The 26,747-nt window shown below is 46.4% G+C and carries 43 protein-coding genes, 3 tRNA genes and 1 pseudogene; 42 read left to right on the top strand and 5 right to left on the bottom strand.

The genetic code is table 11. The features are described from left to right. Window positions 1-18: 18 nt before the first annotated feature. The 42 genes and pseudogenes from Q9J80_RS07935 to oxyR all read left to right on the top strand — a co-directional run bounded on the left by Q9J80_RS07935 (window position 19) and on the right by oxyR (window position 21,423). On the top strand, window positions 19-396 hold the full coding sequence (locus Q9J80_RS07935; RefSeq protein WP_301672976.1) for a helix-turn-helix domain-containing protein: 378 nt from the start codon (window positions 19-21) through the stop codon (window positions 394-396). An 89-nt stretch (window positions 397-485) separates the two neighbouring features. After that, window positions 486-1,055, top strand: coding sequence for a 16S rRNA (guanine(966)-N(2))-methyltransferase RsmD (gene rsmD, locus Q9J80_RS07930; RefSeq protein WP_301672977.1), 570 nt, complete (start codon window positions 486-488; stop codon window positions 1,053-1,055). Window positions 1,056-1,176: 121 nt separating this feature from the next. After that, a complete protein-coding gene (locus Q9J80_RS07925) occupies window positions 1,177-1,428 on the top strand; it encodes a YfhL family 4Fe-4S dicluster ferredoxin (protein WP_002215364.1) in 252 nt (83 codons plus the stop codon). Between the two features lie 97 nt (window positions 1,429-1,525). Continuing rightward, window positions 1,526-1,609, top strand: a tRNA-Tyr gene (locus Q9J80_RS07920). Window positions 1,610-1,639: 30 nt separating this feature from the next. After that, window positions 1,640-1,713 (top strand) — tRNA-Gly (locus tag Q9J80_RS07915). Between the two features lie 8 nt (window positions 1,714-1,721). Beyond that, a tRNA-Thr gene (locus tag Q9J80_RS07910) sits at window positions 1,722-1,796 on the top strand. Window positions 1,797-1,845: 49 nt separating this feature from the next. Further along, window positions 1,846-3,036 (top strand): elongation factor Tu, encoded by a 1,191-nt coding sequence (gene tuf, locus Q9J80_RS07905; protein ID WP_304674169.1) that lies wholly within the window; start codon window positions 1,846-1,848, stop codon window positions 3,034-3,036. 17 nt (window positions 3,037-3,053) lie between these two features. Further along, window positions 3,054-3,365, top strand: a complete 312-nt coding sequence (gene rpsJ / locus Q9J80_RS07900; RefSeq protein WP_003675871.1) for a 30S ribosomal protein S10 — start codon at window positions 3,054-3,056, stop codon at window positions 3,363-3,365. Window positions 3,366-3,598: 233 nt separating this feature from the next. Then, window positions 3,599-4,217, top strand: a pseudogene (locus Q9J80_RS07895) (GTPase family protein); the annotation flags it as partial. A gap of 20 nt (window positions 4,218-4,237) precedes the next feature. Beyond that, complete coding sequence (locus Q9J80_RS07890; protein WP_304674168.1) at window positions 4,238-4,909, top strand: GTPase family protein; 672 nt, start codon at window positions 4,238-4,240, stop codon at window positions 4,907-4,909. A 207-nt stretch (window positions 4,910-5,116) separates the two neighbouring features. Then, entirely contained in the window at window positions 5,117-5,761 is a 645-nt protein-coding gene (gene rplC / locus Q9J80_RS07885; protein ID WP_301673864.1) for a 50S ribosomal protein L3, read from the top strand. Further along, entirely contained in the window at window positions 5,761-6,381 is a 621-nt protein-coding gene (gene rplD / locus Q9J80_RS07880; RefSeq protein ID WP_002218573.1) for a 50S ribosomal protein L4, read from the top strand. Before rplC ends, rplD begins: the two co-directional genes overlap by 1 nt. Further along, window positions 6,378-6,692, top strand: coding sequence for a 50S ribosomal protein L23 (gene rplW / locus Q9J80_RS07875; protein ID WP_181874523.1), 315 nt, complete (start codon window positions 6,378-6,380; stop codon window positions 6,690-6,692). Before rplD ends, rplW begins: the two co-directional genes overlap by 4 nt. A gap of 5 nt (window positions 6,693-6,697) precedes the next feature. After that, window positions 6,698-7,531 carry a 50S ribosomal protein L2 gene (gene rplB / locus Q9J80_RS07870; protein WP_301673865.1) on the top strand — a complete coding sequence of 278 codons (834 nt, stop codon included), beginning with the start codon at window positions 6,698-6,700 and terminating at the stop codon, window positions 7,529-7,531. 5 nt (window positions 7,532-7,536) lie between these two features. Next, a complete protein-coding gene (gene rpsS / locus Q9J80_RS07865) occupies window positions 7,537-7,815 on the top strand; it encodes a 30S ribosomal protein S19 (RefSeq protein ID WP_002215422.1) in 279 nt (92 codons plus the stop codon). Between the two features lie 8 nt (window positions 7,816-7,823). Next, the gene (gene rplV / locus Q9J80_RS07860; protein ID WP_002215424.1) at window positions 7,824-8,153 is read left to right on the top strand and encodes a 50S ribosomal protein L22; all 330 of its coding nucleotides are present in this window, start codon (window positions 7,824-7,826) and stop codon (window positions 8,151-8,153) included. 9 nt (window positions 8,154-8,162) lie between these two features. Then, window positions 8,163-8,855 (top strand): 30S ribosomal protein S3, encoded by a 693-nt coding sequence (gene rpsC, locus Q9J80_RS07855; protein WP_003749800.1) that lies wholly within the window; start codon window positions 8,163-8,165, stop codon window positions 8,853-8,855. Beyond that, entirely contained in the window at window positions 8,839-9,255 is a 417-nt protein-coding gene (gene rplP, locus Q9J80_RS07850) for a 50S ribosomal protein L16 (RefSeq protein ID WP_003749802.1), read from the top strand. Before rpsC ends, rplP begins: the two co-directional genes overlap by 17 nt. Next, entirely contained in the window at window positions 9,255-9,446 is a 192-nt protein-coding gene (rpmC, locus tag Q9J80_RS07845) for a 50S ribosomal protein L29 (RefSeq protein WP_002215432.1), read from the top strand. Before rplP ends, rpmC begins: the two co-directional genes overlap by 1 nt. After that, on the top strand, window positions 9,446-9,709 hold the full coding sequence (gene rpsQ / locus Q9J80_RS07840; RefSeq protein WP_107819967.1) for a 30S ribosomal protein S17: 264 nt from the start codon (window positions 9,446-9,448) through the stop codon (window positions 9,707-9,709). The genes rpmC and rpsQ overlap by 1 nt, the downstream gene beginning before the upstream one ends. Window positions 9,710-9,930: 221 nt before the next feature. Further along, entirely contained in the window at window positions 9,931-10,299 is a 369-nt protein-coding gene (gene rplN / locus Q9J80_RS07835) for a 50S ribosomal protein L14 (RefSeq protein ID WP_003749804.1), read from the top strand. Between the two features lie 11 nt (window positions 10,300-10,310). Beyond that, window positions 10,311-10,634 (top strand): 50S ribosomal protein L24, encoded by a 324-nt coding sequence (rplX, locus tag Q9J80_RS07830; RefSeq protein WP_107819966.1) that lies wholly within the window; start codon window positions 10,311-10,313, stop codon window positions 10,632-10,634. Window positions 10,635-10,643: 9 nt separating this feature from the next. Next, a complete protein-coding gene (gene rplE, locus Q9J80_RS07825; protein ID WP_003749807.1) occupies window positions 10,644-11,183 on the top strand; it encodes a 50S ribosomal protein L5 in 540 nt (179 codons plus the stop codon). Window positions 11,184-11,185: 2 nt separating this feature from the next. Beyond that, window positions 11,186-11,491 carry a 30S ribosomal protein S14 gene (gene rpsN, locus Q9J80_RS07820; RefSeq protein ID WP_003684736.1) on the top strand — a complete coding sequence of 102 codons (306 nt, stop codon included), beginning with the start codon at window positions 11,186-11,188 and terminating at the stop codon, window positions 11,489-11,491. Between the two features lie 14 nt (window positions 11,492-11,505). After that, window positions 11,506-11,898, top strand: coding sequence for a 30S ribosomal protein S8 (rpsH, locus tag Q9J80_RS07815; RefSeq protein WP_003749283.1), 393 nt, complete (start codon window positions 11,506-11,508; stop codon window positions 11,896-11,898). Between the two features lie 13 nt (window positions 11,899-11,911). Further along, window positions 11,912-12,445 carry a 50S ribosomal protein L6 gene (gene rplF, locus Q9J80_RS07810; protein ID WP_003749285.1) on the top strand — a complete coding sequence of 178 codons (534 nt, stop codon included), beginning with the start codon at window positions 11,912-11,914 and terminating at the stop codon, window positions 12,443-12,445. Between the two features lie 13 nt (window positions 12,446-12,458). Continuing rightward, window positions 12,459-12,812, top strand: a complete 354-nt coding sequence (gene rplR, locus Q9J80_RS07805) for a 50S ribosomal protein L18 (protein WP_003749287.1) — start codon at window positions 12,459-12,461, stop codon at window positions 12,810-12,812. A gap of 17 nt (window positions 12,813-12,829) precedes the next feature. Then, on the top strand, window positions 12,830-13,348 hold the full coding sequence (rpsE, locus tag Q9J80_RS07800) for a 30S ribosomal protein S5 (RefSeq protein ID WP_301673866.1): 519 nt from the start codon (window positions 12,830-12,832) through the stop codon (window positions 13,346-13,348). Next, window positions 13,341-13,526, top strand: a complete 186-nt coding sequence (rpmD, locus tag Q9J80_RS07795; protein ID WP_002215447.1) for a 50S ribosomal protein L30 — start codon at window positions 13,341-13,343, stop codon at window positions 13,524-13,526. The genes rpsE and rpmD overlap by 8 nt, the downstream gene beginning before the upstream one ends. A gap of 1 nt (window position 13,527) precedes the next feature. Continuing rightward, window positions 13,528-13,962, top strand: coding sequence for a 50S ribosomal protein L15 (gene rplO / locus Q9J80_RS07790; protein WP_301673867.1), 435 nt, complete (start codon window positions 13,528-13,530; stop codon window positions 13,960-13,962). 11 nt (window positions 13,963-13,973) lie between these two features. Next, the gene (gene secY / locus Q9J80_RS07785) at window positions 13,974-15,284 is read left to right on the top strand and encodes a preprotein translocase subunit SecY (protein WP_301673868.1); all 1,311 of its coding nucleotides are present in this window, start codon (window positions 13,974-13,976) and stop codon (window positions 15,282-15,284) included. Between the two features lie 4 nt (window positions 15,285-15,288). After that, window positions 15,289-15,507 carry a translation initiation factor IF-1 gene (gene infA, locus Q9J80_RS07780; protein WP_002215452.1) on the top strand — a complete coding sequence of 73 codons (219 nt, stop codon included), beginning with the start codon at window positions 15,289-15,291 and terminating at the stop codon, window positions 15,505-15,507. A gap of 20 nt (window positions 15,508-15,527) precedes the next feature. Continuing rightward, a complete protein-coding gene (gene rpmJ / locus Q9J80_RS07775) occupies window positions 15,528-15,641 on the top strand; it encodes a 50S ribosomal protein L36 (RefSeq protein WP_003697674.1) in 114 nt (37 codons plus the stop codon). Window positions 15,642-15,706: 65 nt separating this feature from the next. After that, window positions 15,707-16,069 carry a 30S ribosomal protein S13 gene (gene rpsM, locus Q9J80_RS07770; RefSeq protein WP_002215453.1) on the top strand — a complete coding sequence of 121 codons (363 nt, stop codon included), beginning with the start codon at window positions 15,707-15,709 and terminating at the stop codon, window positions 16,067-16,069. Between the two features lie 19 nt (window positions 16,070-16,088). After that, window positions 16,089-16,484 (top strand): 30S ribosomal protein S11, encoded by a 396-nt coding sequence (gene rpsK / locus Q9J80_RS07765; RefSeq protein WP_002216249.1) that lies wholly within the window; start codon window positions 16,089-16,091, stop codon window positions 16,482-16,484. A 19-nt stretch (window positions 16,485-16,503) separates the two neighbouring features. Then, complete coding sequence (gene rpsD / locus Q9J80_RS07760; protein WP_003749818.1) at window positions 16,504-17,124, top strand: 30S ribosomal protein S4; 621 nt, start codon at window positions 16,504-16,506, stop codon at window positions 17,122-17,124. Between the two features lie 25 nt (window positions 17,125-17,149). Beyond that, the gene (locus Q9J80_RS07755; protein ID WP_301673869.1) at window positions 17,150-18,136 is read left to right on the top strand and encodes a DNA-directed RNA polymerase subunit alpha; all 987 of its coding nucleotides are present in this window, start codon (window positions 17,150-17,152) and stop codon (window positions 18,134-18,136) included. 23 nt (window positions 18,137-18,159) lie between these two features. Beyond that, window positions 18,160-18,528, top strand: coding sequence for a 50S ribosomal protein L17 (gene rplQ / locus Q9J80_RS07750; RefSeq protein ID WP_003713265.1), 369 nt, complete (start codon window positions 18,160-18,162; stop codon window positions 18,526-18,528). 146 nt (window positions 18,529-18,674) lie between these two features. Continuing rightward, window positions 18,675-19,388 (top strand): septum site-determining protein MinC, encoded by a 714-nt coding sequence (minC, locus tag Q9J80_RS07745; protein ID WP_118792941.1) that lies wholly within the window; start codon window positions 18,675-18,677, stop codon window positions 19,386-19,388. A gap of 28 nt (window positions 19,389-19,416) precedes the next feature. Continuing rightward, entirely contained in the window at window positions 19,417-20,232 is an 816-nt protein-coding gene (minD, locus tag Q9J80_RS07740) for a septum site-determining protein MinD (protein WP_301673870.1), read from the top strand. A gap of 3 nt (window positions 20,233-20,235) precedes the next feature. Further along, window positions 20,236-20,499, top strand: coding sequence for a cell division topological specificity factor MinE (gene minE / locus Q9J80_RS07735; protein WP_003749826.1), 264 nt, complete (start codon window positions 20,236-20,238; stop codon window positions 20,497-20,499). A 3-nt stretch (window positions 20,500-20,502) separates the two neighbouring features. Next, the gene (gene oxyR, locus Q9J80_RS07730; protein ID WP_003749828.1) at window positions 20,503-21,423 is read left to right on the top strand and encodes a LysR family transcriptional regulator OxyR; all 921 of its coding nucleotides are present in this window, start codon (window positions 20,503-20,505) and stop codon (window positions 21,421-21,423) included. Between the two features lie 90 nt (window positions 21,424-21,513). On the opposite strand, the gene Q9J80_RS07725 is transcribed toward oxyR, so the two are convergent. The 5 genes from Q9J80_RS07725 to fabZ form a co-directional block, all read right to left on the bottom strand. Beyond that, window positions 21,514-21,978, bottom strand: a complete 465-nt coding sequence (locus tag Q9J80_RS07725; RefSeq protein WP_301673871.1) for a hypothetical protein — start codon at window positions 21,976-21,978, stop codon at window positions 21,514-21,516. A 79-nt stretch (window positions 21,979-22,057) separates the two neighbouring features. Continuing rightward, entirely contained in the window at window positions 22,058-22,243 is a 186-nt protein-coding gene (locus Q9J80_RS07720) for an enterochelin ABC transporter (RefSeq protein ID WP_301673872.1), read from the bottom strand. Between the two features lie 250 nt (window positions 22,244-22,493). After that, window positions 22,494-25,331 (bottom strand): valine--tRNA ligase, encoded by a 2,838-nt coding sequence (locus tag Q9J80_RS07715; RefSeq protein ID WP_301911798.1) that lies wholly within the window; start codon window positions 25,329-25,331, stop codon window positions 22,494-22,496. Between the two features lie 100 nt (window positions 25,332-25,431). Then, the gene (gene lpxA, locus Q9J80_RS07710; protein ID WP_301911770.1) at window positions 25,432-26,208 is read right to left on the bottom strand and encodes an acyl-ACP--UDP-N-acetylglucosamine O-acyltransferase; all 777 of its coding nucleotides are present in this window, start codon (window positions 26,206-26,208) and stop codon (window positions 25,432-25,434) included. A 67-nt stretch (window positions 26,209-26,275) separates the two neighbouring features. Next, on the bottom strand, window positions 26,276-26,725 hold the full coding sequence (gene fabZ / locus Q9J80_RS07705; RefSeq protein WP_002231544.1) for a 3-hydroxyacyl-ACP dehydratase FabZ: 450 nt from the start codon (window positions 26,723-26,725) through the stop codon (window positions 26,276-26,278). Between the last annotated feature and the right edge of the window lie 22 nt (window positions 26,726-26,747).

Here is a 26,747-nt window from a genome sequence, read left to right as displayed (position 1 = left end):
ATACAGAAAGTTCAGCTTATGGAAATCCACGAAAAAATCCGCCTGATGCGCGAATTGAACAAATGGTCGCAGGAGGATATGGCGGAAAAGCTGGCGATGTCGGCAGGCGGGTATGCCAAAATCGAACGGGGCGAGACGCAGTTGAATATCCCGCGTTTGGAGCAGTTGGCTCAGATTTTCAAAATCGATATGTGGGACTTGCTCAAATCGGGCGGCGGCGGGATGGTGTTTCAGATTAATGAAGGGGATAGTGGCGGCGATATTGCGTTGTATGCGTCGGGTGATGTTCCGATGAAAATAGAGTTTTTACAAATGGAATTGAAGCACTGTAAAGAAATGTTGGAACAGAAAGACAAAGAAATTGAGCTGCTCCGCAAGCTGACCGAGACCGTTTAAAACAGATATGCCGTCTGAAAAAAGTTTTCAGACGGCATATTCTTTGACAGGTCTTGTATAATACCGTTTGAACTTTCAGGTTTTTGATTATGGCGGCAGGCAAACATACCAAACACAGCAACCGGGTACGCATTATCGGCGGGCAATGTCGGGGCAGGAAATTGAGTTTCACATCCGCCGACGGACTGCGTCCGACACCCGACAGCGTGCGTGAAAAGCTGTTTAACTGGCTGGGACAGGATTTGACGGGCAAAACGGTTTTGGATCTCTTCGGAGGCAGCGGCGCACTCGGTATGGAGGCGGCATCGCGTCATGCAAAACGGGTCGTGATTGCAGACAACAACCGTCAAACGGTACAAACCCTTGAGAAAAACAGTCGCGAACTGGGTTTGGGGCAGGTGCAAATTGTCTGTTCGGACGGCATTGCCTATTTGGCAAACCTAAAAGAGAAATTCGATGTCGTCTTCCTTGATCCGCCGTTTGCGTGGCAAAGTTGGGAAAGCCTTTTCAATGCATTGGGTACACGCCTGAATGACGGTGCATACGTCTATATCGAGGCAGGCAGGCAGCCGGACAAACCTGTTTGGCTGACGGAATATAGAGGGGGGAAATCAGGGCAGAGTACATTCGAATTAAGGGTTTTCCAAGTGGCTGAATAATATGTGCTTGATTATCATTTTTGGTTTGTAAACATTCGTTTGCGTCAGCATGGTTTAAAAAAGCTTTGTGCTATAATCCGCGCCCGACCGGTTTTGATAATTTAGTGGAAAAGGAAAAGAAATGTCGCTTTTTATTACCGACGAGTGCATCAACTGCGACGTATGCGAACCCGAATGTCCGAATGATGCCATCTCGCAAGGCGAGGAAATTTACGAAATCAACCCCAACCTCTGCACGCAGTGCGTCGGACACTACGATGAGCCGCAGTGCCAGCAGGTTTGTCCGGTTGATTGCATTTTGATTGACGAAGAACATCCCGAAACGCATGACGAGTTGATGGCGAAATACGAAAAGATTATCCAGTTTAAATAAATTCTTCTTTAAAACATCAAATTATGTTTGTTTTGAAATAAAATCAAAAAAAAACTTGACGGAAAAGCAAGCCGCTAATAAACTAGCATTCTCTTTTGGAGGGATTCCCGAGCGGCCAAAGGGGGCAGACTGTAAATCTGTTGCGAAAGCTTCGAAGGTTCGAATCCTTCTCCCTCCACCAAAATTCTTACTTGGAGCAGTAGCGAGTAATGCGGGTGTAGCTCAATGGTAGAGCAGAAGCCTTCCAAGCTTACGGTGAGGGTTCGATTCCCTTCACCCGCTCCAACAATTAGGCCCATGTAGCTCAGGGGTAGAGCACTCCCTTGGTAAGGGAGAGGCCGGCAGTTCAAATCTGCCCATGGGCACCATCTCTTCGATTATTCATTTCTTTAAAGCTTAGATATATAGGATATTGCCATGGCTAAGGAAAAATTCGAACGTAGCAAACCGCACGTAAACGTTGGCACCATCGGTCACGTTGACCATGGTAAAACCACCCTGACTGCCGCTTTGACTACTATTTTGGCTAAAAAATTCGGCGGTGCTGCAAAAGCTTACGACCAAATTGACAACGCGCCCGAAGAAAAAGCACGCGGTATTACCATCAATACCTCGCACGTAGAATACGAAACCGAAACCCGCCACTACGCACACGTAGACTGCCCGGGCCACGCCGACTACGTTAAAAACATGATTACCGGTGCCGCACAAATGGACGGCGCAATCCTGGTATGTTCCGCTGCCGACGGCCCTATGCCGCAAACCCGCGAACACATCCTGCTGGCCCGCCAAGTAGGCGTACCTTACATCATCGTGTTCATGAACAAATGCGACATGGTTGACGATGCCGAACTGTTGGAACTGGTTGAGATGGAGATCCGCGATCTGTTGAGCAGCTACGATTTCCCGGGTGATGACGTACCGATTATCAAAGGTTCTGCGCTGAAGGCATTGGAAGGCGATACTTCCGAAATCGGCGAGACTGCCATCTTTGCGTTGGCAGACGCTTTGGATAGTTACATTCCCACTCCGGAGCGTGCCGTGGACAAACCGTTCCTGCTGCCGATTGAAGACGTGTTCTCCATTTCCGGCCGCGGTACTGTGGTAACGGGCCGTGTAGAGCGCGGTATCATCCACGTTGGTGACGAGATCGAAATCGTAGGTCTGAAAGAAACCCAAAAAACAACTTGTACCGGCGTTGAAATGTTCCGCAAACTGCTGGACGAAGGTCAAGCAGGTGACAACGTAGGCGTATTGCTGCGTGGTACTAAACGTGAAGACGTAGAGCGTGGTCAAGTATTGGCTAAACCGGGTACAATCACTCCTCACACCAAGTTCAAAGCAGAAGTATACGTACTGAGCAAAGAAGAGGGTGGTCGTCACACTCCGTTCTTCGCTAACTACCGTCCACAATTCTACTTCCGTACCACCGACGTAACCGGCGCGGTTACTTTGGAAGAAGGTGTAGAAATGGTAATGCCGGGTGAGAACGTAACCATTACTGTAGAACTGATTGCTCCTATCGCTATGGAAGAAGGTCTGCGCTTTGCGATTCGCGAAGGTGGCCGTACCGTAGGTGCCGGTGTGGTTTCTTCTGTAATCGCTTAATTGAGGGATATTGATAAATGGCAAACCAAAAAATCCGTATCCGCCTGAAAGCTTATGATTACAGCCTGATCGACCGTTCTGCCCAAGAAATTGTTGAAACTGCAAAACGTACTGGTGCCGTTGTAAAAGGCCCGATTCCGTTGCCGACTAAAATCGAGCGCTTCAACATTCTGCGTTCTCCACACGTGAATAAAACTTCTCGTGAACAATTGGAAATCCGCACCCACTTGCGCCTGATGGACATTGTGGATTGGACTGATAAAACTACTGAAGCACTAATGAAGCTGGACTTACCTGCAGGTGTTGATGTAGAAATCAAAGTTCAATAATCAGGACTACTGAGAATCCCCAAGCAATAAATGCTTGGGGATTTTTTATTTTATGCCGTTTGAAAATATGCGGTGGAATAACAGATTCAAGACAAAACGGTAAAATTAAAAAAGTACATGCCGGAGAAGTCGGTTTATTTTTTGTTTCAAAAATTTTCAGACGGCATTACCCGATATTTTTTAGTGAACAAAACAGGATATGTTTTATCCATCGCCTTTCGAAGGCTTGCCCTATAATCGACTTGGTTTTGGTACTGCTTGACGGCGGCTCCTGGAGCTTGGGGACATCATACGAACTGATGAACAATGTAATCGTCAATACATTGAAGAAGAGCAGGGAAGGTCGTACAGCGGTTGCTGGTTGCGATTAATCAGTGTGATATGGCGATGAAGGGGCGGAATTGGGATGCGGAAGCCGGCCGTCCGAACGCCGCCTTGGAAAACTTTTTGGAGGAGAAAGTGTGTTCGACACGCAAGCGCATTCAGGAAGCTACCGGCGTTACGGTCAATCCGATTTATTTTTCAGCAGGCTTTAAGAGTGAGGATGAGGAGCAGCGTCCCTATAACATAACCCGTCTGTTGCGTTACATCGTTACTGCTATGCCGTCTGAAAAACGGGTGATTGTGGCAGAGAAGATTAATGTGGAAGAAATCGAACGAGATACCAGTCGCCGCAAACAGGAGGAGCAGCAAGAAATTGACAGCAGTATCGGCAGTGCGCTGGAGAAAATATTGGGGACTGCGGGAGGCGCGGTTAAAGAAGTTGTTTCAACGATAGCGAGCGGCGTCGGGACGCTGATCGGTGGTGCTGCAAAAGCGATTGGAGGGATGATTAGCACGTTTGCCTCTTAGTTTGGCTGGTAGGAGCACATATGCATCGTTGCCGTATTTCCGAAATCGGGCAAAAGGTCACAGCAGCCGATTTCCGTCCTTTGGATGTCTTGCTTGTCGGTGCGACAGGTGTCGGCAAGTCCTCAACCTTAAATGCCTTGTTTGGCGAACAAAAAGCCAAGGTAGGTACAGGCGTGGATCCCGAAACGCAATTGGTCGAAAGTTATATGCTGAACGATGTGTTGCGGTTTTGGGACAGCTCAGGTTTGGGCGACGGGAAGGAGACTGACCGCGCACATCGGAAAAAACTGATTGATGTCCTGTCCAAAACCTACACTCATTCGGATGGGCAGTGTGGCTGGATAGATTTGGTGTTCGTTATCCTTGACGGCAGTTCTCGCGATTTGGGTACGACCTATGATTTGTTGAGGAAAATGATTGATCCGGATAGGGCTATTGTTGCGATTAATCAGGTGGATATGGGGATGAAAGGACGTTATTGGGATAGGGTGCCGCATCAGCCGCTGCCGAATTTGCAACAGTTTCTAGACGAGAAGGCCGAATCGGTACAAAAAAGGCTTCTGGAAGCGACAGGTTTGCAGATTTCCAAACCCGTTTACTATTCGGCATACGAAAACTACCATCTCAAAGAAATAATGGATGCAGTCATCAACCATATTCCGGTTTGTCGAAGAAAGATGAATACGCTGTGATGATTGGATACAGGCCTTTTGAAAGAGTCCGACCCTATGCCGTCTGAAGATTCAAAATGTTTCAGGCGGCATATTTAGATATTTTTGTTGATATTTCTTTGACTTGTCGGATATAATGTCTGACTTGGTACATTCGTACCAAGTTTAACTTTGTCTGAAAGACAGGCCAATCGTAGCCTGTCCCTTTACTTTAAAAGGAAAATAATCATGACTTTAGGTCTGGTTGGACGCAAAGTTGGTATGACCCGCGTGTTCGACGAACAGGGTGTTTCTGTTCCGGTAACCGTTTTGGATATGTCTGCCAACCGCGTTACACAAGTAAAATCCAAAGATGCTGACGGTTATACTGCCGTTCAAGTTACCTTTGGTCAGAAAAAAGCTAACCGTGTCAATAAAGCCGAAGCCGGGCATTTTGCAAAAGCAGGTGTTGAAGCCGGTCGCGGTTTGATCGAGTTTGCTTTGGCTGAAGAAAAACTGGCTGAATTGAAAGCCGGTGACGAAATCACCGTTTCTATGTTTGAAGTCGGTCAACTGGTTGATGTAACCGGTACCTCTAAAGGTAAAGGTTTCTCCGGTACGATCAAACGTCATAACTTCGGTGCCCAACGTACTTCCCACGGTAACTCCCGTTCTCACCGCGTTCCAGGTTCTATCGGTATGGCGCAAGACCCGGGTCGCGTGTTCCCCGGTAAGCGCATGGCCGGTCAATACGGTAACACCAAAGCAACTGTCCAAAAACTGGAAGTTGTACGTGTTGATGCAGAACGCCAACTGCTGTTGGTCAAGGGTGCTGTTCCGGGTGCGGTCAACAGCGATGTTGTAGTTCGTCCTAGCGTGAAAGTAGGTGCGTAATGGAATTGAAAGTAATTGACGCTAAAGGACAAGTTTCAGGTAGTCTGTCTGTTTCTGATGCTTTGTTCGCTCGCGAATACAATGAAGCGTTGGTTCATCAGCTGGTAAATGCCTACCTGGCAAACGCCCGCTCCGGTAACCGCGCTCAAAAAACCCGTGCCGAAGTAAAACACTCAACCAAAAAACCATGGCGTCAAAAAGGTACCGGCCGTGCCCGTTCCGGTATGACTTCTTCTCCGCTGTGGCGTAAAGGTGGTCGCGCGTTCCCGAACAAGCCCGACGAAAACTTCACTCAAAAAGTAAACCGTAAAATGTACCGTGCTGGTATGGCGACTATTCTGTCCCAATTGGCCCGTGACGAGCGTTTGTTTGCTATCGAAGCGTTGACTGCCGAAACTCCTAAAACCAAAGTTTTTGCTGAACAAGTGAAAAATCTGGGTTTGGAGCAAGTGCTGTTTGTAACCAAACAGCTCGATGAGAATGTTTACTTGGCTTCACGCAACTTGCCTAACGTATTGGTTTTGGAAGCTCAACAAGTTGATCCTTACAGCTTGCTGCGTTACAAAAAAGTAATCATCACTAAAGATGCGGTTGCACAATTAGAGGAGCAATGGGTATGAATCAACAACGTTTGACTCAAGTGATTTTGGCACCTGTCGTTTCTGAAAAAAGCAACGTATTGGCTGAAAAACGCAACCAAATGACGTTTAAAGTTTTGGCAAATGCAACCAAACCTGAAATCAAGGCGGCTGTTGAGCTGCTGTTCGGTGTTCAAGTTGCTTCTGTAACTACAGTTACAACTAAAGGCAAAACTAAGCGTTTTGGTCGTACTTTGGGCCGCCGCAGCGATGTTAAAAAAGCTTATGTAAGCTTGGCTGCCGGTCAAGAGTTGGATTTGGAAGCCGCTGCTGCAGCTGCAGATAAGGAATAAACAAAATGGCAATCGTTAAAATGAAGCCGACCTCTGCAGGCCGTCGCGGCATGGTTCGCGTGGTAACAGAAGGTTTGCACAAAGGTGCGCCTTATGCACCCTTGCTCGAAAAGAAAAATTCTACTGCCGGTCGTAACCATAATGGTCATATCACCACCCGTCACAAAGGCGGCGGTCATAAACACCATTACCGTGTTGTAGACTTTAAACGTAACAAAGACGGTATCCCTGCAAAAGTAGAGCGTATCGAATACGATCCTAACCGTACTGCCTTCATTGCACTGTTGTGCTATGCAGACGGCGAACGTCGCTACATCATCGCTCCTCGCGGTATTCAAGTCGGTGCTGTATTGGTTTCCGGTGCTGAAGCTGCCATCAAAGTAGGTAACACCCTGCCGATCCGCAACATTCCGGTTGGTACGACTATCCACTGTATTGAAATGAAGCCTGGTAAAGGTGCACAAATTGCACGTTCTGCCGGTGCTTCTGCGGTATTGCTGGCTAAAGAAGGCGCATACGCTCAAGTCCGTCTGCGTTCTGGCGAAGTTCGTAAAATCAACGTAGATTGCCGTGCAACCATCGGTGAAGTCGGTAACGAAGAGCAAAGCCTGAAGAAAATCGGTAAAGCCGGTGCCAATCGTTGGCGCGGTATTCGTCCGACCGTTCGTGGTGTTGTCATGAACCCTGTCGATCACCCGCATGGTGGTGGTGAAGGTCGTACCGGTGAAGCTCGCGAACCGGTTAGCCCATGGGGTACTCCTGCTAAAGGCTACCGCACTCGTAATAACAAACGCACGGATAACATGATTGTTCGTCGCCGTTACTCAAATAAAGGTTAATTAGTATGGCTCGTTCATTGAAAAAAGGCCCATATGTAGACCTGCATTTGCTGAAAAAAGTAGATGCTGCTCGCGCAAGCAACGACAAACGCCCGATTAAAACTTGGTCTCGTCGTTCTACCATTCTGCCTGATTTTATCGGTCTGACCATTGCCGTGCACAACGGTCGCACCCATGTGCCTGTGTTTATCAGCGACAATATGGTTGGTCATAAATTAGGCGAATTCTCATTGACCCGTACCTTTAAAGGCCACCTGGCCGATAAAAAGGCTAAAAAGAAATAAGGTGAATCATGAGAGTAAATGCACAACATAAAAATGCCCGTATCTCTGCTCAAAAGGCTCGTTTGGTAGCTGATTTGATTCGTGGTAAAGACGTTGCCCAAGCTTTGAATATTTTGGCTTTCAGTCCTAAAAAAGGTGCCGAGCTGATCAAAAAAGTATTGGAGTCAGCTATTGCTAATGCCGAGCATAATAACGGTGCGGACATTGATGAACTGAAAGTGGTAACTATCTTTGTTGACAAAGGCCCAAGCTTGAAACGTTTTCAAGCTCGCGCCAAGGGTCGCGGTAACCGCATCGAAAAACAAACTTGTCATATCAATGTGACAGTGGGTAATTAAGGAAAAGCTATGGGACAAAAGATTAACCCTACAGGCTTTCGCCTGGCGGTAACTAAAGACTGGGCTTCAAAATGGTTTGCTAAAAGCACCGACTTTTCTACTGTTTTGAAGCAGGATATCGATGTTCGCAATTATTTGCGTCAAAAATTGGCTAATGCTTCAGTTGGTCGCGTAGTGATCGAGCGTCCTGCTAAATCTGCACGCATTACCATTCACTCCGCTCGTCCGGGTGTGGTTATCGGTAAAAAAGGCGAGGATATCGAAGTTTTGAAACGTGACTTGCAAGCCTTGATGGGTGTGCCTGTTCATGTAAATATTGAAGAGATTCGCCGTCCTGAGTTGGATGCTCAAATTATTGCTGACGGAATTGCCCAGCAGTTGGAAAAACGTGTTCAATTCCGTCGTGCTATGAAACGAGCAATGCAAAATGCAATGCGTTCTGGTGCTAAAGGCATTAAGATTATGACTTCAGGCCGTCTGAATGGTGCGGATATTGCCCGTAGTGAATGGTATCGTGAAGGTCGCGTGCCACTGCATACTTTACGTGCAAATGTAGATTATGCAACCAGCGAAGCGCACACCACATATGGTGTATTGGGTCTGAAAGTTTGGGTTTATACGGAAGGCAATATTAAATCTTCCAAACCTGAACATGAGAGTAAACAAAGAAAGGCAGGTAGACGTAATGCTGCAGCCAACTAGACTGAAATACCGTAAGCAACAAAAGGGTCGTAATACCGGCATCGCTACTCGCGGTAATAAGGTAAGTTTCGGTGAGTTCGGCTTGAAAGCCGTAGGTCGTGGTCGTTTGACTGCCCGTCAAATCGAAGCTGCTCGTCGTACAATGACCCGTCACATCAAACGTGGTGGTCGTATTTGGATTCGTGTATTCCCTGATAAACCGATTACTGAGAAGCCTATTCAAGTTCGTATGGGTGGCGGTAAAGGTAACGTGGAATATTACATTGCCGAAATTAAACCAGGTAAAGTGTTGTATGAAATGGATGGCGTTCCAGAGGAACTGGCTCGTGAAGCATTCGAGTTGGCTGCTGCCAAATTGCCTATTCCTACAACCTTTGTAGTAAGACAGGTGGGTCAATAATGAAAGCAAATGAATTGAAAGACAAATCCGTTGAGCAGTTGAATGCAGATTTGTTGGACTTGTTGAAAGCTCAGTTTGGCTTACGTATGCAAAACGCTACTGGTCAATTAGGCAAACCAAGTGAATTGAAACGTGTACGTCGCGATATTGCTCGTATTAAAACCGTTTTAACTGAAAAAGGTGCTAAGTAATGAGCGAAACTAAAAATGTTCGTACTTTGCAAGGCAAAGTAGTAAGCGACAAAATGGATAAAACCGTAACAGTATTGGTTGAGCGTAAAGTAAAACATCCGCTGTATGGTAAGATTATTCGATTATCTACTAAAATCCATGCCCATGATGAAAATAATCAATATGGAATTGGTGATGTAGTTGTTATATCGGAATCCCGTCCATTATCAAAAACTAAATCTTGGATTGTCAGTGAGCTGGTTGAGAAAGCACGTTCTGTTTAAGAATTAAAGCAACGTGCTTGAAATGGGAAACGAAGTATTGCAGCAAATTTAATTTGCGTGTAAACTTCGTTTCCTGTCTTTCAGTTTCTTCTGGAAGTTTCTTCCCTCTCGGGGTCCAAGACTGGTTTACTTGAACCGTAAGGTTTCATTTAATAAGCAGCGGCTTTGCTGTAAGTTATCTGAAAGTGGTAAATTAAGTTGGTTAATTTAAAGGTAATAACATGATTCAAATGCAGACCATCTTAGATGTGGCTGATAACTCTGGTGCGCGTAGAGTAATGTGTATCAAGGTATTGGGTGGGTCTAAGCGTCGCTATGCTTCGGTTGGCGATATTATTAAAGTTGCAATTAAAGATGCGGCTCCGCGTGGTCGTGTCAAGAAGGGCGATGTTTACAATGCTGTTGTTGTTCGTACTGCAAAAGGTGTTCGTCGTCCTGATGGGGCTTTGATTAAGTTTGATAACAATGCTGCTGTATTGTTAAATAATAAGCTCGAACCTCTGGGTACTCGTATTTTTGGTCCTGTAACTCGTGAGCTGCGTACTGAGCGATTTATGAAAATCGTTTCATTGGCTCCTGAAGTATTATAAGGGGTGGTGGAATGAATAAGATTGTTAAAGGCGATCAAGTTGTTGTTATCGCAGGTAAAGACAAGGGTAAGCGGGGTCAGGTCATCCGTGTACTTGGTGGTAAGGTAATTGTTTCTGGTGTAAATGTTGTTAAGCGTCATCAGAAGCCGAATCCAATGCGCGGAGTTGAGGGTGGTATTATTGTAAAAGAAATGCCTTTGGATATTTCTAATGTTGCAATTCTGAATCCCGAGACAAACAAAGCAGACCGTGTTGGTATTAAATTGATTGAAACTGAAGGCAAAATTAAGCGCGTTCGTTTCTTCAAATCTAATGGCTCTATCATTGGAGCATAAGGAGATAACATGGCTCGTTTGAGAGAGTTTTATAAAAGTACTGTTGTTCCTGAGTTGGTTAAACAGTTTGGTTACAAATCGGTTATGGAAGTGCCCCGTATTGAAAAGATTACTTTAAATATGGGTGTTGGCGAAGCGGTTGCTGATAAGAAAGTAATGGAACACGCTGTGTCTGATTTGGAAAAAATTGCCGGTCAGAAACCTGTTGTAACTGTAGCCCGTAAATCTATTGCTGGTTTTAAAATTCGTGACAACTACCCTGTCGGTTGTAAAGTTACTTTGCGCCGTGATCAAATGTTTGAATTTTTGGACCGTTTGATTACTATTGCATTGCCTCGTGTTCGAGATTTTCGTGGTGTAAGCGGTAAGTCATTTGATGGTCGCGGTAATTACAATATGGGTGTTCGCGAACAAATCATTTTTCCGGAAATTGAGTACGATAAAATTGATGCTTTGCGTGGTTTGAATATTACTATTACAACTACTGCAAAAACTGATGAAGAAGCGAAAGCTTTGTTGTCACTGTTCAAGTTTCCGTTTAAAGGATAATTATGGCTAAGAAAGCACTTATTAATCGTGAGCTGAAACGTCAAGCATTGGCGAAAAAGTTTGCAGCTAAACGTGAGGCAATTTTCGCTGTTATTAATGATGCTAATGCGACTGAAGAAGAACGCTTTGAAGCACGTTTGAAATTTCAATCCATTCCGCGTAATGCAGCACCTGTACGTCAACGTCGTCGTTGTGCTTTAACAGGTCGTCCTCGTGGCACTTTCCGTAAATTTGGTTTGGGTCGTATTAAAATCCGTGAAATCGCTATGCGTGGCGAGATTCCTGGTGTTGTTAAAGCTAGCTGGTAATAGGAGTATAAATAATGAGTATGCATGATCCTATTTCCGATATGTTGACTCGTATTCGCAATGCGCAACGTGCTAATAAAGCAACTGTTGCCATGCCTTCTTCAAAATTGAAATGTGCAATTGCAAAAGTTCTGAAAGATGAAGGCTATATCGAGGATTTTACGGTTTCTGCTGATGCAAAACCGGTATTGGAAATTCAATTGAAATACTATGCAGGTCGCCCTGTGATTGAGCAAATTAAACGTGTTTCACGTCCTGGTTTGCGTATTTACAAAGCATCAAGCGAGATCCCTAGCGTAATGAATGGCTTGGGTGTCGCTATTGTTAGTACTTCTAAAGGTGTGATGACTGATCGCAAAGCCCGTTCTGAGGGTGTTGGTGGTGAGTTGTTGTGCATCGTAGCCTAGTGGAGAAATGTAAATGTCACGCGTCGCAAAAAACCCAGTGACTGTTCCTGCTGGTGTAGAAGTAAAATTCGGAACAGATGCATTGGTAATCAAAGGTAAACATGGCGAACTGTCCTTTCCTTTGCATTCCGATGTTGCTATTGAACTAAACGATGGTAAATTGACTTTTGCTGCAAAAAATGACAGTAAACAGGCTAATGCTATGTCTGGTACTGCTCGTGCATTGGTTAATAACATGGTTAAGGGTGTTTCTGAAGGTTTTGAGAAAAAACTTCAATTGATTGGTGTGGGTTATCGTGCCCAAGCGCAAGGCAAAGTTTTGAACTTGTCTTTGGGTTTCTCTCATCCAATCGTATACGAAATGCCTGAAGGTGTTTCTGTTCAAACTCCTAGCCAAACAGAAATCGTTTTGACTGGTGCAGATAAACAAGTGGTTGGCCAAGTCGCTGCTGAAATTCGTGCATTCCGTTCTCCTGAGCCTTATAAAGGCAAAGGTGTTCGTTATGTAGGTGAAGTAGTAGTGATGAAAGAAGCCAAGAAAAAATAATTGAGGTTCACTAATGGATAAACATACAACCCGACTCCGTCGTGCACGCAAAACCCGTGCGCGTATTGCGGACTTGAAAATGGTAAGATTATGTGTGTTCCGCAGCAATAATCATATTTATGCTCAAGTAATTAGTGCTGAAGGTGATAAAGTATTGGCTCAAGCCTCTACATTGGAAGCTGAAGTACGTAGTAGCCTGAAATCAGGTAGCAACGTTGAAGCAGCAGCTGTAGTTGGTAAGCGTATTGCTGAAAAAGCTAAAGCAGTAGGTGTTGAAAAAGTTGCTTTTGACCGTTCAGGTTTCCAATATCACGGTCGTGTGAAAGCTTTGGCTGAAGCTGCACGTGAAAATGGTTTAAGCTTCTAATATTTGGAGACTTTCAGATGGCAAAACATGAAATTGAAGAACGCGGTGACGGCCTGATTGAAAAGATGGTCGCAGTTAATCGCGTGACTAAAGTAGTTAAAGGTGGCCGTATTATGGCTTTCTCTGCACTGACTGTTGTTGGTGATGGCGATGGTCGCATCGGTATGGGTAAGGGTAAATCAAAAGAAGTGCCAGTTGCTGTTCAAAAAGCAATGGATCAAGCACGCCGCTCTATGATTAAAGTACCTTTGAAAAATGGTACGATTCATCATGAAGTTATTGGTCGTCATGGTGCTACTAAAGTATTTATGCAACCTGCTAAAGAAGGTAGCGGTGTAAAAGCCGGTGGACCTATGCGTTTGGTTTTTGATGCCATGGGCATTCATAATATCTCCGCCAAAGTACACGGATCTACTAACCCATATAATATCGTACGTGCAACATTAGATGGTTTATCTAAGTTGTATACTCCTGCTGATATCGCAGCCAAACGTGGCTTGACAGTGGAAGACATTTTGGGAGTTAACCATGGCTGAGCAAAAAAAGATTAGGGTTACATTGGTTAAAAGCCTGATTGGTACAATTGAATCTCATCGTGCATGTGCACGCGGTTTAGGTTTGCGTCGTCGCGAGCATACGGTAGAGGTTTTAGATACCCCTGAAAACCGTGGTATGATTAATAAAATCAGCTACTTGTTGAAAGTGGAGTCTTAATATGTTTTTGAATACTATTCAACCTGCTGAGGGTGCTACGCATGCTGGTCGTCGTGTAGGCCGTGGTATTGGTAGCGGCTTGGGTAAAACAGGTGGTCGTGGTCATAAAGGTCAAAAAAGCCGGTCTGGTGGGTTTCATAAGGTGGGTTTCGAGGGTGGTCAAATGCCCTTGCAACGACGCCTCCCTAAAAGAGGTTTTAAATCTTTAACAGCATCAGCTAATGCACAGCTTCGTTTAAGTGAACTGGAATCAATTGCTGTTAATGAGATTGATATTTTGGTCTTAAAGCAAGCAGGTCTGATTGCATCTACAGTCTCTAATGTTAAAGTTATTGCTTCTGGTGAAATTTCTAAGGCAGTTACTTTGAAGGGTATTAAAGTTACCAAAGGTGCGAGAGCTGCTATCGAGGCTGCTGGTGGTAAGATTGAAATGTAAGGTTTAATATTGTGGCTAATCAACAAACGTCATCAGGTTTATCCAAGTTTGGAGATCTTAAGAAACGTCTTTTGTTTCTATTTGGAGCATTGATTGTTTTTCGAATTGGTGCCCATATACCCGTACCTGGAGTTGATGCTGTTGCTTTAGCTAAATTATACGAAAGCGCTGGAAACGGCATCCTGGGAATGTTGAATATGTTTTCCGGTGGGTCGTTAGAGCGCTTTAGTATATTTGCAATAGGAATCATGCCATATATTTCAGCTTCTATTATTGTACAGCTCGCTTCTGAAATTTTGCCATCATTGAAGGCTTTAAAAAAAGAAGGGGAGGCTGGTAGAAAGGTAATTACGAAATATACTAGGTATGGTACTGTTTTGTTAGCAATTCTTCAAAGTCTAGGTGTTGCATCTTTCGTATTTCAGCAAGGAGTTGTTGTAACAAGTTCATTTGAGTTTCATGTTTCCACGGTAGTTTCTTTGGTAACGGGAACCATGTTTCTTATGTGGCTTGGGGAGCAAATTACTGAAAGGGGTATCGGGAACGGTATTTCTTTAATTATTACGGCAGGTATTGCTTCAGGTATTCCTTCGGGTATTGCAAAGCTGGTTACACTGACGAACCAAGGTTCTATGAGCATGCTTACGGCGTTGCTTATTGTATTTGGTGCCTTATTATTAATTTATTTGGTTGTATACTTTGAAAGCGCACAGCGGAAGATTCCTATTCATTATGCAAAACGCCAGTTTAATGGTAGGGTGGGGAGTCAAAATACGCATATGCCTTTCAAGTTGAATATGGCTGGTGTTATTCCCCCAATTTTTGCTTCCAGTATTATTCTATTTCCATCTACTCTTTTAGGTTGGTTTGGTTCGGCTGATACAAATAGTGTTTTGCACAAAATAGCTGGATTGTTACAACACGGTCAATTGCTGTATATGGCTTTATTTGCAGCGACAGTTATTTTCTTTTGTTATTTTTATACGGCTTTGTTTTTTAGCCCTAAAGAAATGGCAGAGAATTTAAAAAAGAGTGGTGCTTTTGTTCCTGGGATTAGACCTGGTGAGCAGACCTCTAGGTATTTAGAAAAAGTTGTATTACGTTTGACATTGTTTGGAGCTCTTTATATTACAACTATTTGTTTAATTCCAGAGTTCTTAACTACGGTTTTAAATGTACCTTTTTATTTGGGTGGCACGTCTTTGTTGATTCTAGTTGTTGTAACGATGGATTTTAGTACACAAATAAATTCGTATAGGCTTACTCAACAGTATGATAAGTTAATGACTCGTTCAGAAATGAAATCATTTTCTCGGAAATAGAATTATGGCGAAAGAAGATACTATCCAAATGCAAGGTGAAATTCTTGAAACTTTACCTAATGCAACATTTAAAGTAAAACTTGAGAATGACCATATTGTATTGGGTCATATTTCTGGGAAGATGCGGATGCATTACATTCGTATTTCTCCGGGAGATAAGGTCACAGTAGAGCTGACACCTTATGATCTAACTAGGGCTCGAATTGTTTTCAGAGCAAGATAAACCAATAAAAGGAAAATAAAATGCGTGTACAACCATCTGTTAAGAAAATTTGCCGAAATTGCAAGATTATTCGTCGAAATCGTGTAGTTCGTGTAATTTGTACTGATCCCCGTCACAAACAGCGTCAAGGTTAATGGAATATTTCTTTTAATGTGATTCTGTGATATAGTGACACACTTTGCCCTAAAAAGGAAAAAATATGGCTCGTATTGCAGGGGTAAATATCCCTAATAACGCACACATCGTAATTGGTCTTCAGGCTATTTACGGTATTGGTGCTACTCGTGCTAAATTGATTTGTGAGGCTGCAAATATTGCGCCTGATACTAAAGCAAAAGATTTGGACGAGACTCAATTAGATGCTTTACGTGATCAAGTTGCCAAGTATGAAGTAGAAGGTGATTTGCGTCGTGAAGTAACTATGAGTATCAAGCGATTGATGGACATGGGCTGCTATCGTGGCTTCCGTCATCGTCGCGGCTTACCATGCCGCGGTCAACGCACTCGTACAAATGCGCGTACCCGCAAAGGTCCGCGTAAAGCGATTGCTGGTAAGAAATAAATTTTAAGGAATTTTATTAATGGCTAAAGCAAACACAGCTTCACGTGTACGTAAAAAAGTACGTAAAACCGTGAGTGAGGGTATTGTGCACGTTCATGCATCTTTCAACAATACCATCATTACAATCACTGACCGTCAAGGCAATGCGTTGTCTTGGGCTACCTCTGGCGGCGCTGGTTTTAAAGGTTCTCGTAAAAGTACACCATTTGCAGCACAAGTTGCAGCAGAAGCAGCTGGTAAAGTTGCCCAAGAGTATGGCGTTAAAAATTTAGAGGTTCGTATTAAAGGTCCAGGTCCTGGTCGCGAATCCTCTGTACGTGCTTTAAACGCTCTTGGTTTCAAGATTACCAGCATTACTGACGTTACCCCGTTGCCTCATAACGGTTGCCGTCCGCCTAAAAAACGTCGTATTTAATATTGGAGTGATTTGAAACATGGCACGTTATATTGGCCCTAAATGTAAGTTGGCACGTCGCGAAGGTACGGATTTGTTTTTGAAGAGTGCGCGCCGCTCTTTGGATTCTAAATGTAAAATTGATTCCGCTCCTGGTCAGCATGGTGCAAAAAAACCGCGTTTGTCAGACTATGGTTTGCAGTTGCGTGAAAAACAAAAAATCCGCCGTATTTATGGCGTATTAGAACGTCAGTTCCGTCGTTATTTCGCAGAAGCTGATCGTCGTAAAGGTTCTACTGGCGAGTTGCTGTTGCAATTGCTGGAATCTCGTTTGGATAATGTCGTTTATCGTATGGGTTTCGGTTCTACCCGAGCTGAAGCAAGACAGCTTGTTTCTCATAAGGCGATAGCTGTAAATGGACAAGTTGTCAATATTCCTTCTTTCCAAGTGAAAGCTGGTGATGTTGTCTCAGTTCGTGAAAAAGCCAAAAAACAGGTGCGTATTCAAGAAGCATTGGGTTTGGCAACTCAAATCGGCTTGCCGGGTTGGGTTTCTGTAGATGCAGATAAACTTGAGGGTGTGTTCAAAAACATGCCGGATCGCTCGGAATTGACCGGTGATATTAATGAACAGCTGGTGGTAGAGTTCTACTCTAAATAATGCTAGCTCAGTGAGGGACAGTTAAATGCAGAATAGCACAACCGAATTTTTGAAACCTCGTCAAATTGATGTAAATACTTTTTCTGCAACTCGTGCAAAAGTATCTATGCAGCCATTTGAACGTGGTTTCGGTCATACCTTAGGTAATGCTTTGCGCCGTATCTTACTGTCATCCATGAATGGTTTTGCTCCTACTGAAGTAGCTATTGCCGGTGTATTACACGAATATTCTACTGTTGATGGTGTTCAGGAAGATGTTGTTGACATTTTACTGAATATTAAAGGTATTGTGTTTAAACTCCATGGTCGTAGCCAAGTTCAACTTGTGTTGAAGAAATCAGGTTCAGGTGTCGTATCTGCCGGTGATATTGAGTTGCCGCATGATGTAGAAATTCTGAATCCTGGTCATGTCATTTGTCATTTGGCTGATAACGGTCAAATTGAGATGGAAATTAAAGTGGAGCAAGGTCGTGGTTATCAATCTGTTTCAGGTCGTCAGGTAGTTCGTGATGAGAACCGTCAGATTGGTGCAATCCAGTTGGATGCGAGTTTTTCGCCCATCAGCCGTGTTAGCTTTGAGGTTGAACCTGCACGTGTAGAGCAGCGGACGGATCTTGATAAGTTGGTTTTGGATATCGAAACCGACGGTTCTATTGATCCTGAGGAAGCTGTACGCAGTGCGGCACGTATTTTGATTGATCAGATGTCTATTTTTGCTGATTTGCAGGGTACTCCTGTGGAGGAGGTTGAAGAAAAAGCACCTCCTATCGACCCTGTTCTTTTGCGTCCGGTGGATGATCTGGAATTGACAGTACGTTCAGCTAATTGTTTGAAAGCTGAGGATATTTATTATATTGGCGATTTGATTCAACGCACTGAAACCGAGCTTCTTAAAACGCCGAATTTGGGACGTAAATCTTTAAATGAGATTAAGGAAGTATTGGCATCTAAAGGTTTGACACTGGGTTCTAAGTTGGAAGCATGGCCACCTGTAGGCTTGGAAAAGCCTTAATGAAGAATTAAAGGATAATTGATATGCGTCATCGTAATGGCAATCGCAAATTAAACCGTACCAGCAGTCATCGTGCTGCAATGCTGCGTAATATGGCGAATTCATTATTGACTCACGAAACTATTGTAACAACTCTGCCTAAGGCCAAGGAATTGCGCCGTGTAGTAGAGCCATTGATTACATTGGGTAAAAAACCGTCATTGGCAAACCGCCGTTTGGCATTTGACCGTACTCGCGACCGTGATGTTGTAGTAAAACTGTTTGGCGATTTGGGTCCTCGTTTTACTGCTCGTAACGGTGGTTATGTTCGAGTGTTGAAATACGGATTCCGTAAAGGTGATAATGCACCTCTGGCACTGGTTGAATTGGTTGACAAACCGGTTGCTGAGTAATTTTAGTCATATAACGCCATCTGCCGAAAAGCAGGTGGCGTTATTTTTGCAATATCTGATAGGTAATAGGGTATTGGCTATCATGTTTAAAATATTAATTGAATAGCTAAGGTTTGCGCGGTAAACTTATATCATTAAAAAATTCTATGATGGTCTATATGATGAATGCCTTCGATATAAAGTCGACAAAGATGGACGTATTGTCTATATCTTTGCATACATCAGACTTGTTTGATTTGGAAGATGTACTGGTCAAATTGGGCAAGAAGTTTCAAGAGTCTGGTGTTGTTCCATTTGTTCTGGATGTTCAAGAGTTTGATTATCCCGAGTCTTTGGATCTTGCTGCATTGGTTTCGTTGTTTTCAAGGCATGGTATGCAAATTTTGGGTCTGAAGCATTCTGATGAACGTTGGGCTGCTGTGGCTATGAAGTATCATTTGCTGTTTTGTCTGTCTCATTCGGAAAATGTTAAAGAACTGGGTCAGGTTGAGGTGCAGAAAACGGAGGATGGTCAGAAAGCAAGGAAAACAGTATTGATTACATCCCCTGTCCGTACCGGTCAGCAGGTTTATGCCGAAGATGGCGATTTGATTGTTACAGGGGCGGTCAGTCAGGGGGCGGAATTGATTGCGGATGGCAATATACATATTTATGCGCCGATGAGGGGGCGTGCTTTGGCCGGTGCCAAAGGCGATACTTCTGCCCGCATATTTATCCACTCCATGCAGGCGGAGTTGGTTTCTGTCGCGGGGATTTACCGTAATTTTGAACAGGATTTGCCGGATCATCTGCACAAGCAGCCGGTACAGATATTGTTGCAGGATAACCGGTTGGTTATCAGTGCAATTGGCTCAGAGTAATTGTTTGATATTTTAAAAAGGAAATATTGTGGCAAAAATTATTGTAGTAACTTCAGGTAAGGGCGGTGTCGGTAAAACGACTACCAGTGCCAGTATTGCGACAGGTTTGGCATTACGCGGATATAAAACGGCGGTAATTGATTTTGATGTGGGCTTGCGTAACCTCGACCTCATTATGGGTTGCGAGCGTCGTGTCGTTTATGACCTGATCAATGTCATTCAGGGTGAGGCGACACTCAACCAGGCTTTGATTAAAGATAAAAATTGTGAAAACCTGTTTATTTTGCCGGCTTCCCAGACTCGGGATAAAGACGCTTTGACACGCGAGGGTGTCGAAAAAGTGATGCAGGAGCTGTCCGGCAAGAAAATGGGTTTTGAGTATATTATTTGCGACTCTCCCGCCGGTATTGAGCAGGGTGCATTGATGGCGTTGTATTTTGCTGATGAAGCCATTGTAACGACCAATCCTGAGGTTTCCAGTGTGCGTGACTCCGACAGGATTTTGGGAATTTTGCAAAGCAAATCCCTTAAGGCAGAGCAAGGCGGTTCGGTTAAAGAACATCTGTTGATTACGCGTTATTCTCCCGAACGTGTGGCAAAAGGCGAAATGCTGTCTGTACAGGATATTTGCGATATTCTGCGTATTCCTTTGCTGGGTGTGATTCCCGAATCCCAAAACGTCTTGCAGGCATCCAATTCCGGAGAACCGGTCATCCATCAGGACAGCGTAGCGGCTTCCGAGGCATATAAGGACGTTATTGCCCGTCTTTTGGGCGAGAACCGTGAAATGCGTTTCTTGGAAGCTGAGAAAAAAAGCTTCTTCAAACGTCTGTTCGGAGGATAAGGTATGTCATTGATCGAACTTTTATTCGGCAGAAAGCAGAAAACGGCAACCGTTGCCCGCGACCGCCTTCAAATCATCATTGCCCAAGAGCGCGCCCAAGAAGGTCAGGCTCCGGATTACCTGCCGACTTTACGTAAAGAGTTGATGGAAGTCCTGTCCAAATATGTGAATGTTTCATTAGACAATATCCGTATTTCCCAAGAAAAGCAGGATGGTATGGATGTGCTTGAGTTGAACATTACTTTGCCGGAACAGAAAAAGGTATAGGACATGACCTTAACCGAATTGCGGTACATCGTCGCAGTCGCCCAAGAACGTCATTTCGGCAGGGCGGCGCGGCGTTGTTTTGTCAGCCAGCCCACTTTGTCTATTGCCATTAAGAAATTGGAAGAAGAGCTTGCCGTCTCTTTGTTTGACCGTAGCAGCAACGATATTATTACGACCGAGGCGGGGGAACGTATCGTTGCACAGGCGCGTAAGGTATTGGAAGAGGCGGAGCTTATCAGGCATTTGGCAAATGAAGAACAAAACGAGCTGGAGGGTGCGTTCAAACTCGGGCTGATTTTTACGGTTGCGCCGTACCTGTTGCCGAAATTGATTGTTTCGTTGCGCCGTACTGCACCGAAAATGCCTTTGATGTTGGAAGAGAATTACACGCATACTTTGACCGAGTCGCTCAAACGCGGGGACGTTGACGCGATTATCGTTGCCGAACCGTTTCAAGAGCCGGGCATTGTTACCGAACCCTTGTATGACGAACCGTTTTTCGTGATTGTCCCGAAAGGGCATTCATTTGAGGAACTGGATGCCGTTTCGCCTCGGATGCTGGGTGAGGAGCAGGTTTTGCTGCTGACGGAAGGCAACTGTATGCGGGATCAGGTACTCTCAAGCTGTTCCGAATTGGCGGCGAAACAGCGCATACAGGGGCTGACCAATACATTGCAGGGCAGCTCGATCAATACAATCCGCCATATGGTCGCCAGCGGTTTGGCAATCAGCGTGTTGCCGGCAACCGCACTGACCGAGAACGATCATATGCTGTTCAGCATTATTCCGTTTGAGGGTACGCCGCCAAGCCGGCGGGTCGTATTGGCGTACCGCCGCAATTTTGTCCGTCCGAAGGCGTTGTCGGCGATGAAGGCGGCGATTATGCAGTCGCAGCTTCACGGGGTAAGTTTTATCCACGACTAGGCGCGGGCAATGCCGTCTGAAACGGGTTTCAGACGGCATTTGTTATCTCTGCCGTCAATCAGGCAAACCGATTTGACCTGCAATCGTTTTTTATTTCACTTTCGTACATACCTCACGGGAAGTTCCGCCTTCAGACACCAATTTTCCTGTTTTATCCAGTTGATACACTTCATCTTTTCCGGCTTTGTCCATCTGCGCGACCAATCCGGTGTATATCATGCTTTCCAAGAATTGGCCGTCTTCTGATTCTTCCAACCATGCCAATGTTTCAGGGCTGTGAAGTCGTGAAACTTCGCTGTACTTGATTTGGCTTTGGGTTAAGGTATTGTTCGCAAAACGCCATTTCCCTGAGCCGACAACACGGTATGCCAAGACATTGCCGTCATCATCCACTTTGAGCTTAGCGTCGCCACGGAAGCTGCCATTTGGAAGATATTCGATTTTGGTATCCCCTTGAACATTTTCATCAGTACCGATGCAATGCCATGTACCGACAATCGGAGAAGCCGTGGCGGTTGTTGCGGATAAAAGCATCGGCAGAATAAAGCGTTTCATCTATTTCCTTTTTGAAAAGAGGCCGTCTGAAAAACATTTTTCAGACGGCCTTTGCGGGTATTTTACTGCAGGCGGACGTTTAAGAAATATAAATCACGAGACCTGCAATCAGTGCCAGCCGGACACCCAACTTTATCAGTGCGGTACGGCTGACGAAGTAGATAAACCAAGTGCCGGTCAGAATCAACAGTAGAATAATCAGCCACGACCGCCATTTGTTGAGGTGGACGGCTTCGGTAAAGCAGGTATGAATATGTTTCAACACACAGGGCGGCACATAAAGCACCGCCCTATGTGTTGCCCTGATTTGGAAGAGGTTACGCCCCTCCCAAATAAAGTCTGATTCTACCGCCCTAAAGGGCGGGGTTCAACCGAAAAGGAAACACGATGAAGTACGACGATGGCTACGACGAACAATATAGGCACGATGAAGTCCATCATTTGATTTCCTTTTGATGAGGCCGTCTGAAAACTCTGGTTTCAGGTTTTCAGACGGCCTTGTCTATTCAATCAAATCAGTCTTTCAACTTCGCCAACTGAGTTTGCACTTTTGCCATTTTGTCTTCCAATTCCACCAAATCGGCTTTGTCTTTTTCCACCAGATGCGCCGGGGCTTTTTCGGTGTAGCCGGGTTTGGAGAGTTTGGTGTTGAGTTTGTCCAAGGCTTTTTGCAGCTTCTCGGCTTCTTTGCTCAAGCGGGCGGTTTCGGCGGCTTTGTCGATTTCGACTTTCAGCATCAGGCGCGCGCCGTTGCAGACGGCGACGGGCGCGTCTTCGCTTTCGGGCAGGGCGGCGACTTGCCGTGCTTCGGTCAGGCGGGTCATCATCGGCAGGTATTTGAGGTAGTCCGCCAAGTCGTCCGCGCTTTCGACAAACAGCGGAGCTTTGACATTAGGCTGGATGCCCATTTCGCCGCGCAGGTTGCGGACGGCGCCGATCAAATCCTGCAACACGGTCATTTGCTCGAATGCCGTCTGAACAATATCGCCGCCGTCAGCTTCGGGGAAGCGGGCGAGCATGATGCTGTCGGCGGTTTTCGCGTCGCACATAGGAGCGACGGTTTGCCACAGTTCTTCGGTAATGAACGGGATAATCGGGTGCAGCAGGCGCAGGGCGGCTTCGAGTACGCGCAATAAGGTATGGCGTGTGGCGCGCTGGCGGCTGGCGCAGCCGGTTTGGAGCTGCACTTTGGCGAGTTCCAAATACCAGTCGCAATAGTCGTTCCACACGAAGCTGTACAGGGTTTCTGCCGCCAAATCAAAGCGGTAGGTTTCGTAGGCTTGCGTAACCTGCTCGATGGTTTGATTCAGACGGCCTACAATCCACATATCGGGGAAGGAATAGCCGCGCGGTTCGGTGGCGGTTGCGCCGTAGCCGCAGTCTTGGTTTTCGGTGTTCATCAAGACGAAGTTGGTGGCGTTCCAGATTTTGTTGCAGAAGTTGCGGTAGCCTTCGGCGCGTTTGAAGTCGAAGTTCACGCTGCGGCCGAGGCTGGCGTAGCTCGCCATGGTGAAGCGCAATGCGTCCGCGCCCATGCTCGGAATGCCTTCTGGGAAGAGTTTTTTCGTGGCTTCTTCCACTTTCGGCGCGGTTTCGGGTTTGCGCAGACCGGTGGTGCGTTTCACCAGCAGCTTGTCCAAGTCGATGCCGTCAATCAAATCGACGGGGTCGATGACGTTGCCTTCGGATTTGGACATTTTTTTGCCTTCGTGGTCGCGCACGATGCCGTGGATGTACACGTCTTTAAACGGTACTTTGCCGGTGAAGTGGGTGGTCATCATAATCATGCGCGCCACCCAGAAGAAGATGATTTCGTAGCCGGTTACCAAGACGTTAGACGGCAGGAAGGCTTTGAGTTCGTCGGTTTCAGACGGCCAGCCGAGCGTGGAGAACGGCACGAGCGCGGAGGAGAACCATGTGTCCAATACGTCTTCTTCGCGGGTCAAGCCTGTTTTGCCGGCTTGTTTTTCAGCTTCTTCCTGATTGCGGGCGACGTACACATTGCCTTCGTTGTCGTACCACGCGGGGATTTGATGCCCCCACCACAGTTGGCGCGAAATACACCAGTCTTGGATGTTGTTCATCCATTGGTTGTAAGTGTTGACCCAGTTTTCGGGGATAAAGCGCACTGCGCCGCTGTCGACGGCTTTTTTGGCTTTGTCTGCGAGGCTCAAGCCTTTGTATTCGCTGTCAGGTTCGCCGCCGTTTGGCGTGGCGGACATGGCGACAAACCATTGGCTGGTCAGCATAGGTTCAATCACTGAGCCTGTACGGTCGCCTTTTGGCGTCATCAGCGTGTGCGCTTTGATTTCGACCAACAAGCCTTGTTCCTGCAAATCGGCAACCATTTGTTTGCGCGCGGCAAAGCGGTCTAAACCTGCATATTTTTCAGGCAGGGCAAAGCCTGATTGCGCTTCGCCTTTGAAGTTGAACACTTCGGCGTTTGCCAGCACTTTGGCTTCCAAATCGAACACATTAATCAGGCGCGTGTCGTGGCGTTTGCCGACTTCATAGTCGTTGAAGTCGTGTGCAGGCGTGATTTTCACGCAACCGGTGCCGAAGTCTTTTTCAACGTATTCGTCGGCAATCACGGGGATGGTACGGCCGGTCAGCGGCAGGATTAATTCTTTGCCGATTAAGTGGGTGTAACGTTCGTCTTCGGGATTGACGGCAACGGCCACGTCGCCCAGCAACGTTTCGGGACGGGTGGTCGCCACGATAACGGCTTCGGCAGGATTGTCGGCCAGCGGATAGCGGATGTGCCACATAGAGCCTTGTTCTTCCACGCTTTCCACTTCCAAATCAGACACTGCCGTGCCAAGCACGGGATCCCAGTTCACCAAGCGTTTGCCGCGGTAAATCAAGCCCTGTTCATACAGGCGCACGAACACTTCGGTTACGGTTTCGGCGCGCACGTCGTCCATCGTGAAATACTCGCGCGTCCAGTCGGCAGAGCAGCCCACGCGGCGCATTTGTTGGGTAATCGTGCCGCCGGAAACTTCTTTCCATTCCCACACTTTTTCCAAGAATTTTTCGCGCCCCAAGTCATGACGGGACACGTTTTGCGCGGCAAGCTGACGCTCGACCACGATTTGCGTGGCGATGCCCGCGTGGTCTGTGCCGGGAATCCAGGCGGTGTTGCAGCCTTTCATGCGGTAGTAGCGGGTCAGGCCGTCCATGATGGTTTGGTTGAAGGCATGGCCCATGTGCAGCGTGCCGGTTACATTCGGCGGCGGCAGTTGGATGGAGAAAGACGGTTTGGTTAAATCCATATCGGGCTGGAAATAACCTTGGGTTTCCCAGTTTTGATAGTGTTTGGATTCGATTTCGGCGGGATTGTATTTGTCTAACATATGAAGCCCTGAGAAATAAGATGATTTGATGGTTTGAATTATAGCGCAAATGCCGTCTGAAACGCTTTTGGAGGTTTCAGACGGCATCAAAAGGGTACGGTTAGCGGATGATGCCGCGCGTCGATTGTGCGAAAAAGTCTCGGAATACGGCAAGCTCGGCTTGGGTTTCGGCGCGGCGGAGGATGTCTGCCTTGGCTTCTTCAAACGGAATGCCGCGATGGTAGAGGGTTTTGTACACGTCTTTGACGGCGGAAATCTGCTCTGCGGTAAAACCGTTGCGGCGCATGCCTTCGCTGTTGAGCCCCGCCGGTTCGGCGCGGTAGCCCGATGCCATAAAGTAGGGCGGTACGTCTTTGTGTACGCCTGCGGCGAAGGCGGTCATGGCGTAGTCGCCGATGCGGCAGAATTGGAAAACCAGCGTGTAGCCGCCCAAAACGACGTAGTCGCCGATGGTAACGTGTCCGGCAAGCGAGGCGTTGTTGGCGAAGATGGTGTAGTTGCCGACCACGCAGTCGTGCGCGAGGTGGCAGTACGCCATAATCCAGTTGCCGTCGCCGACGCGGGTTTCGCCGATGCCGGTTACCGTGCCTAAATTGAAGGTGGTGAATTCGCGGATGGTGTTGCCGTTGCCGATAATCAGCTTGGTCGGCTCGTCGCGGTATTTTTTGTCCTGCGGGATTTCGCCGAGGCTGGCAAATTGGAAAATGCGGTTGTTTTCGCCGATGGTGGTATGACCGTTGATGACGGCGTGCGGGCCGATTTCGGTATTCGCGCCGATTTGGACGTTGGGGCCGATGACGGTGTATGCGCCGACTTTGACGCCGGAGTCGAGTTCGGCTTTGGGGTCGATGACGGCGGTCGGGTGGATGAGGGTCATGTTTTGTTCCTTCGGGTGGGTATGCCGTCTGAAGGCCTGTGAGGATGTTCAGACGGCATCATGTGCATCAAACCACGCGTTTGGCGCACATAATCACGGCTTCGACGGCGACTTGCCCGTCCACTTTGGCAACGGCGTTGAATTTGCCGATGCCGCGCCGGCTGGTCAGCAGCTCGACTTCAAAGACGAGTTGGTCGCCGGGGATGACTTGGCGTTTGAAACGGGCTTCGTCTATGCCGGCGAAGAAGAAGAATTCGTTTTCCTTGCGCCCGCCTTCGCTCAAAATCGCCAACGTGCCGCACGCCTGCGCCATCGCTTCGATGATGAGTACGCCGGGCATAACGGGCAGGTCGGGGAAATGGCCTTGGAACTGGGGTTCGTTTATGGTGACGTTTTTGATGGCGGTCAGGGTTTTCATCGGCTCGAAGGCGGTGATGCGGTCGAGCTGGAGAAACGGGTAGCGGTGGGGGATGAGTTTTTGGATGTCTTTGGCTTCGATGGGGAGTTGAACGTCCATGTTTTTGTGTTCCTTGGAAAAA

Origin of the sequence: Neisseria blantyrii (assembly GCF_962747855.1) — a bacterium.
Classification (GTDB): domain Bacteria; phylum Pseudomonadota; class Gammaproteobacteria; order Burkholderiales; family Neisseriaceae; genus Neisseria; species Neisseria viridiae.
This window is presented reverse-complemented; position numbering and strand designations above follow the sequence as displayed.